Genomic DNA, 6,917 nt, shown 5'->3' on the forward strand with positions numbered 1-6,917 from the left:
GTCCCTGGTTGAACGAGTCCTTCCGCGGCCCCGGCGCCGGGCCGAGGGTTGTCCCCATGACACGCATCGCACTCATCACCGGCGGCAGCCGGGGTCTCGGCCGCAACACCGCGCTCCACCTGGCCCGTCAGGGCGTGGACCTGGTGATCACCTACCGCACCGGCGCCGCCGAGGCCGAAGCCGTCGTCGCCGAGGCCCGGGAGCTGGGCCGCACCGCCGTCGCGCTGCCCCTGGACGCCGGGGACACGAGCACCTTCGGCGCCTTCACCGAGGCCGTGCGGGGCGCGCTCGCCGAGCGGTGGGGCCGGGACACCTTCGACTTCCTAGTCAACAACGCGGGCGTCGGCAGGCACGCGCCCTTCAGCGAGGTGACCGAGGAGGTCTTCGACGAGCTGATGAACGTCCACGTGAAGGGCGTGTACTTCCTCACCCAGGCGCTGCTGCCGTTGCTCGCGGACGGCGGACGGATCGTCAACCTGTCCACCGGCCTGACCCGCTTCGCGCAGAACGGTTACTCCGCCTACGCCAGCATGAAGGGCGCCGTCGAGGTGCTCACCCGTTACCTCGCCAAGGAGCTGGGCCCGCGCGGCATCGCCGTGAACACCGTCGCGCCCGGCCCGGTGGCGACCGATTTCAGCGGTGGCGTCGTGCGGGACAACGCCGAGCTGAACAGCTTCCTGGCCTCGCAGACCGCGCTCGGCCGCACCGGGCTGCCCGACGACATCGGCGGGGCGATCGCGGCCCTGCTCACGGATGGCACCGGGTGGATCACCGCGCAGCGCATCGAGATCTCCGGCGGCACGTTCCTCTAGGGTTCCGAGGCGACCGGGCAGGCGACGGGTCGCCGCCGCTCACCGAGCCGCGCGACGACCTCCGCCACCCGCGCCGCCCCGTCCTCCGCGCGGACGCGATCAGCGATCGCCTCCGCCCGCACGCGGTAGGACTCGTCCGTCACGGCCTCGCGGATCAGAGCGGCCAGGCGATCGGCCGTCAGCTCGCGGAATGGCACCGATCCCGGGCTGACACCCGCCTTCACCAATCGGTCCGCCCAGAAGGGCTGATCGGACAACACCGGAACGGGCACCGTGGGGACACCGGCTCTGAGCCCGGCACCGGTCGTACCCGCGTGGTGCACCACCGCCGCCATCCGCGGGAACAACCAGGTGTGCGGCACAGAACCGACCGCCAGCAGGTCGCCGCCGCCAGCCTCCATGTTGGCCCAACCCGCCTGCACGATCCCTCGTACCCCGGCCTTCCGCAGTGCTTGCCCGACGATCCCGGACAGCCATTCGCCGTCGCTGGCGGCCATGCTCCCGAACCCGACGAACACCGGGGCGTCACCCGCCTCCAGGAAGTCCGTCAGCTCCGGGTCCGGCTGCCACCCGGACGGGCTGTCCGGCCACCAGTAACCGACAGTCTCGACCCCCGGCCGCCAGTCGGCGGGCGAAGGCGCGATCGCCGGGCTGAACCCGTGCAGCACCCGGTACTCCGGGTCGTCGAAGATCGCCCGCCAGACCGCGCCGAACCCGATCGGCCGCAGCCCCAGGTCGCGCTGGAACCGCTTGATGGCCCCGTCCAGCGGATTGGGCAGCCGGGAGGCCATCCGCAGCAGGTTCCGGTTCGTCCACCGCCCCAACGACCTCGCGCTCAGCGTGACCGGCGGAAAGTCGCCGGTGGGCACGCCCGGGTAGAAGTTGAGGGAGACGCTGGGGATGCCCATCGCCTTGGCCACCAGGTAGCCGTGCACCACCACGTTGCTCTGCAACAACAGCACGTCCGCGCCCTCGGCGGCGGCCCGCACGCCTTCGCCGACCTCCGCCGCGATCTTCCTGCCCATCTCGGCGTCGTCCCTGAGACCACGCAGTCCTCGCCCCGCCCGGCGCCCCGTCCGGCCCTCCTGCGCGCCCGATACCTCCCGCATGTCGCCTGGCATCCGCCGGAACTCCAGGCCGCACTCCCGCACACGCTCGGCGAACATCTCCTGCGTCGCCACCGCGACCTCATGGCCTGCGGCTTTCAGGCGCGTTCCGAGACCGATGAGCGGCACCACATCGCCTTGGGTGCCCACGGTTACGATCACGATTTTCATGGCGGCAAGCTAGGAATTCGCTTGTGAGGTCCTGATGAGTTCAATGTTCTTTCTGGCACTCTCATCGCAATTCCGGGTCGCCGACCTCGGAAGCACCACGAAATCTGAGACGGATTTTGGTTACATCGCTCACGCCCCCCCAGGAAGTAACCGGAGAATTTCTGATAATTCGGTTGCGCCGATTCTCTAAATTATGTGGTTATGGAAGCGCTCTGGGTGACCGGGACACCGGGAACGGGGAAATCCACCGCGGGCTGGGGTCTGTTCACGCGCATCGCCGAACAGGGCGGCAGCGTCGCCCACGTCGATGTGGATCAGCTCGGCCTGATCGGCCCGCCCCCAGGCGGTGGCGACGCGAGCCATGCGATCAAGGAAGGGAACGCGCGGCGCCTGCTCGACCTGATGCGCCGCCGGGGCGTGCGGCAGGTGATCATCTCCGGGATCGTCGATCCCGACAGGCCCCCGGGCTGGCCGGACCTGACGCTCGTGTGCCTGCGGTGCGACCGCGAGGAGCTGCGCCGCCGGTACCTCGGTCGCGGCTCCTCCGCCGACACGCTGGACGCCCTCTTCGAGGTGGCCGACGAGTTCGACCGCTTCGACACGGCCATGGACACGACAGGCCAGCAACCCGAAGACACGGTCACCGCGTTGCTGCGGCATTGCGTCGTGAGCCCGGGCGAGATCCAGCCGCTGAGCGCGCCCGCCCCGCCGCCCGCGCGCGTGATCGTCGTGAGTGGAGCCACCGCAGTCGGCAAGTCGACCGCCGCGTGGGGCGCGCTGCAAACCCATTGGCAGAAAGGCATTCCCACCGCCTACGTCGACATGGCGCAGCTCGGTTTCGTCCGTCCGGGTCCCGATCCCGTGCTGTCGGCCGCGTGCCTTTCGGCTCTGTGGCAGGGCTACCGCGACGCCGGAGCCGAGGTGCTGATCATCGTGACCCGCGACGCGCTACCCCAGGACCTGTTCGCGGAGGACTCCGTGACCAGGGTCCTGCTCGACGCCGACGCTCCGACGTTGGCCGAGCGCGTGCGGCGACGCGCTGCCGGTGAGTCCGCGCTCCTCGCGGGCGACGAGCTCCGCGGCGCGCCATCGGCCGTTCAGCTCCAGGTGATCGCGCGCGCGGTCGCCGAGGCCGAGCGGCTGCGGCGCACCGACCAGATCGTGCTCGACACGACGGGGCAGGACCCCGACGAGACCGCGGCCGCGTTGCTCGGGTTGACCTTGCCCTTGGGGTAAGGCTGTGTGCTCCGTGGCATGACGCGTTCTCGACTGGTCCTGCCCACGTATGTGGCGGCTGAGGGCTTGTCCCTGTTCGGGAACTCGGCGATCAACGTGGTCCTGCCGTGGCTCGTGCTCGCGCGCACCGGGGACGCTTCCGCGGCCGCGATCGTCGCCGCCTGTGCGGGCGTGGTGCAGATCGGCGCGACCTTCGCGATCGGCAGGCTCATCGACCGGTTCGGCGCGCGCCGCCTGGCCGTCCTCGCCGATGTGGGCTCCGCGGCGTCGGTCACGGCGCTGGCCTTGGTCGGCTTGGCCGGTGGGCTGTCCCTGCCGGTCATGATCGCGCTCGCCGCGGCCGGGGCGTTGTTCGACATCCCGGGGATGACCGCGCGGCAGACCTTGATGCCCCGCGTCGCGGAGCGGTCCGGGGTCGCGTTGGACACGGTCGCCTCGTTGCGCCAAGGCGTGTTCGGGCTTTCGCTGCTCGCCGGTCCGGCACTGGCCGGGGTGTTGCTCGGCGTGTTCGATCCGGAGCGCGTGTTGTGGCTGACCGCCGCCTGTTCGGCGCTCGCGGCACTGGTGACGCTCGGCATCCGGGTGCCGCCGGTGACCGATGGGGGTGAAGCGGAGCCCGGCGTTCGCGGCGGTTGGCGCGCGCTCCGGCAGACACCCGTCCTGGTGAAGCTTTTCACCGTCGCCACGGTGTCGGCGGGCATGTCCGCGCCGCTGCTCCAGGTCCTCCTGCCCGCTCACTTCACCGCGCTGAACCGCCCGGACCTGCTCGGTTTCACCATGTCGGCGCTCGCGGTCGGCGTTATCGCGGGTTCCGTCGTGTACGCGGTGCTGGCGAAGGTGTCGCGGCGCCTGGCGTGGACGATCGCGGTCGTCGCCACCACGGCGGGACTCGTGCTGATCGCTACGCTGGACGGGTTCTGGGTCGTCGGGCTCGGCGCGGTGGTGGTCGGAGTGTCCAGTGGAATCGTCAGCCCCGTCTTCAGCGTCGTCGTGGCCGAACGCGTCCCCGCCGCTCAGCTCGGCAGCGCCATGGGACTGATGAACGCCGCCTCCCTCGTGTCCGGCCCGCTCGGGCTCGGCGTCGCGAGTGTGGTGGTGGCGAACGGAAATCTGTCGGTCCTGGCGTGGGGCGTCGTGGCCGTCTGGGGCGCGGTCGGGCTCCTCTGCGCGACGGGGCCCGCCTTGCGCGACCTCGAAGCACCGCGGGAGGTGTCGGCCCGTGCTCACGATTAGCCAGCTCGCCGCGCACGTCGGCTGCACGATCAAGGCCGTCCGCGTCTACCACCAGCGCGGTCTCCTCCCCGAACCCGAGCGCGACGCCTCCGGCTACCGGCGATACGACGCCCAGGCCGTGATCGACCTCGCCCGCATCGTCACGCTCGCCAAGTCCGGGGTGCCGCTCGCCCGCATCCCCGACGTCCTGCACGCGCGGCCCGGCGAGATCGAGCGCATCGACAGCGAGCTGCGCGACCGCATCCGCGAGCTCCAGGACCGCCGCAAGCAGCTGCGCCAGCTCGACCAGCCGGACCGGCTCTGCCTGCCGCCCGAGGCCGTGGAGCACATGGAGCGCTTCCGCGCGCTCGGCCTCTCCGATCGGCACGAGCGCGCGGTCCGCGACGGCTGGATCCTCATCTGCGCGCTCGCCCCCGACTTCGCCCGCGCCTACCTCCCCGTGCGCACCGCGCTGCTGGAGGACGAGGAGTACGTCGCGGTCATGCGCTCATACGACGAGGCGATCGACTGGGCGCCCGACGATCCCAGGCTGGACGCGATCGCGGACGCGGCGGTCCGGCTGGCCCGGCGCATGACCCTGCCGTCCGACCTTCCGATCTGGACCGAGGTCCCCCGCGAGGCCGTCGAGGTGGTCGTCGGCCACCACGGCATCGACAGCCCCGCGTGGCGACGGCTCGACCAGGTCGTCGAGGAACGGCTCACCCGCGCCTAGCAGCGGGTGTTCTCCGGTGGCAGCTCCAGCGTGGTGATGTAGCGGCTGCCGGGCACCTGGGCCACCACGCGCGCGGTGGAGCCGTGGTCCAGCCAGGTGCCCGCGCCCACCGGTGTTCGGGGCGATCCGGCGCGCCCGCTCAACCCCGCTGGACAGGTGCCCGTGATCGGCGGGCCGGGAAAGTCCAGGCAGCCCTTCACCTGATCACCCATGACACCCGGGTAGGGCTCCAGACCGGGCGTGGCGAAGCCGGACGCGTCGCCCCGTTCGGCGGCCGTGATCGCGGCCGCGAGCGTCGCCCAGTGGGCCGGGCCTTTCCCCGCCCGCACGGAACCGAGGCGCTGCAACTGCATCCCGTCGTACCGGGCCGTGCCCGCGGGGATCGGCTCGCGCTCGGCTTTGGCCAGCAGAGCCCGCCAGCGCTGTTCCATTCCTGGTTCGGCCTGGTCGAAAAAGCGCTGCATCAACCGTTCGCCGTCGCGGGCGAAGGCGTCGACCTCCCGCTCCCAGTCGCAGTTCAGCACCGGCGAGCTCAGCCCGGGGTAGCCACGCGGGTCCCCCTTTCTTGGCCCCGGTTGCGGGAAGACGCGCGATCTTCAGGGTGATCGTGTGCTTTCCCCGCTCCGCCAACGGGACCGGCAGGTCCGCGCACTGCATGACCGCAGGATCGCTGTCAAGGCAGGATTTCCAATTCGGTGGGTGGCTGGGCGGGTGGTGCGATCAACAGCAGCGCCAGAAGCAGCTTTCACCTACGGCCACCCTAGCCATCCGAAGAACATTCTGCCGCTGTGATTCGGCGCCCTCGACGAGCAATAACTCCTAGCTGAGCAGCGCACCATTCCGTTGGTCTTAGAAGGGGGCGGGTTCGGCGATCGGTTCCGCTTCTGTCTCCGAGGTCTTGCCGTTGGGTGTGGTCCACACGTGCCGCCCGTCCGGCAGGTTCTCGCAGCTCCAGTTGGATTCGTGCTTCATCCGGTGGTGCCGCCTGCACTTCGGCCGCAAGTTATCGATCGTGGTGTTGGTGCCGTCGAAGGGGCAGCAGTGATCCAGATCGCAGCGGTGTGCGGGCCTGTTGCAGCCGATCGCGGTGCAGGTCGGGTAGCGGGCGTGGATCAACTCCCGCTGCTTCGCCGACGGCCGGTAGGTGGTCACGTCTTCGGCGATCCCGGTGACCGGGTCGGTCAGGATGCGCTTCCAGATCCCGTTCGCCGCCACGTCCCGGGCGATCTTCGCGGGCAACGGTCCGTAGCCGTGCAGGATGGCGGGCTCGTTGTCGAGGCCGAGGAAGGAACCCATGGGCATGGTGAGGTAGACGGTGACCTGGCCTTGGGGTGCACCGGTTTCCTTGCCCATCAACACATCCATGGTGACATCGGCACGCTTCTGATCCAAGGTGCGGTGATCCTTGGGCAGGGCTCTAGCGATGCGGTCGATGCGGTCATAGATCAGGGATGCCTGCAGGGCGGGGAAGAACATGCGGAGCAGGCACATGCCGTCGTCTTGGGGGATCTTCTCCACCAACCTGGCCTTGCGCTTCTCTTTGTGCCGTCGTTCGGCGGCTTTCGGGTCCAGCTTGTCGATGAACCGCACCGCATGCTTGCGAGTCGCGGTGTAGTTGTGCGTTTCGGCGAAGGCGAGGAAGTCCTG

7 protein-coding genes are annotated in these 6,917 nt (G+C 70.1%); 4 read left to right on the forward strand and 3 right to left on the reverse strand.

All coding sequences use genetic code 11. The features are described from left to right. The first annotated feature begins 56 nt into the window (after positions 1-56). Positions 57-812 (forward strand): SDR family NAD(P)-dependent oxidoreductase, encoded by a 756-nt coding sequence (locus NLX83_RS27785; RefSeq protein WP_254238134.1) that lies wholly within the window; start codon positions 57-59, stop codon positions 810-812. Here the strand turns inward: NLX83_RS27785 and NLX83_RS27790 are convergent. Then, a complete protein-coding gene (locus NLX83_RS27790) occupies positions 809-2,089 on the reverse strand; it encodes a glycosyltransferase (protein ID WP_254238135.1) in 1,281 nt (426 codons plus the stop codon). The genes NLX83_RS27785 and NLX83_RS27790 overlap by 4 nt on opposite strands. 201 nt (positions 2,090-2,290) lie before the next feature. Between NLX83_RS27790 and NLX83_RS27795 the strand changes: the two genes are divergently transcribed. The 3 genes from NLX83_RS27795 to NLX83_RS27805 are packed head-to-tail and all read left to right on the forward strand — an operon-like array spanning position 2,291 to position 5,270. Beyond that, complete coding sequence (locus NLX83_RS27795; RefSeq protein ID WP_254238136.1) at positions 2,291-3,325, forward strand: AAA family ATPase; 1,035 nt, start codon at positions 2,291-2,293, stop codon at positions 3,323-3,325. Between the two features lie 18 nt (positions 3,326-3,343). Beyond that, a complete protein-coding gene (locus NLX83_RS27800) occupies positions 3,344-4,558 on the forward strand; it encodes an MFS transporter (protein WP_254238137.1) in 1,215 nt (404 codons plus the stop codon). Next, complete coding sequence (locus NLX83_RS27805) at positions 4,545-5,270, forward strand: MerR family transcriptional regulator (RefSeq protein ID WP_254238138.1); 726 nt, start codon at positions 4,545-4,547, stop codon at positions 5,268-5,270. The genes NLX83_RS27800 and NLX83_RS27805 overlap by 14 nt, the downstream gene beginning before the upstream one ends. Here the strand turns inward: NLX83_RS27805 and NLX83_RS27810 are convergent. Further along, complete coding sequence (locus tag NLX83_RS27810; RefSeq protein ID WP_254238139.1) at positions 5,267-5,794, reverse strand: hypothetical protein; 528 nt, start codon at positions 5,792-5,794, stop codon at positions 5,267-5,269. The two genes, NLX83_RS27805 and NLX83_RS27810, sit on opposite strands and share 4 nt — an antisense overlap. Before the next feature lie 325 nt (positions 5,795-6,119). After that, on the reverse strand, positions 6,120-6,917 hold a 798-nt coding region (locus tag NLX83_RS27815), incomplete at its 5' end, for an HNH endonuclease signature motif containing protein (protein WP_254238140.1).

The organism is Allokutzneria sp. A3M-2-11 16 (assembly GCF_024213555.1).
GTDB lineage: Bacteria > Actinomycetota > Actinomycetes > Mycobacteriales > Pseudonocardiaceae > Allokutzneria.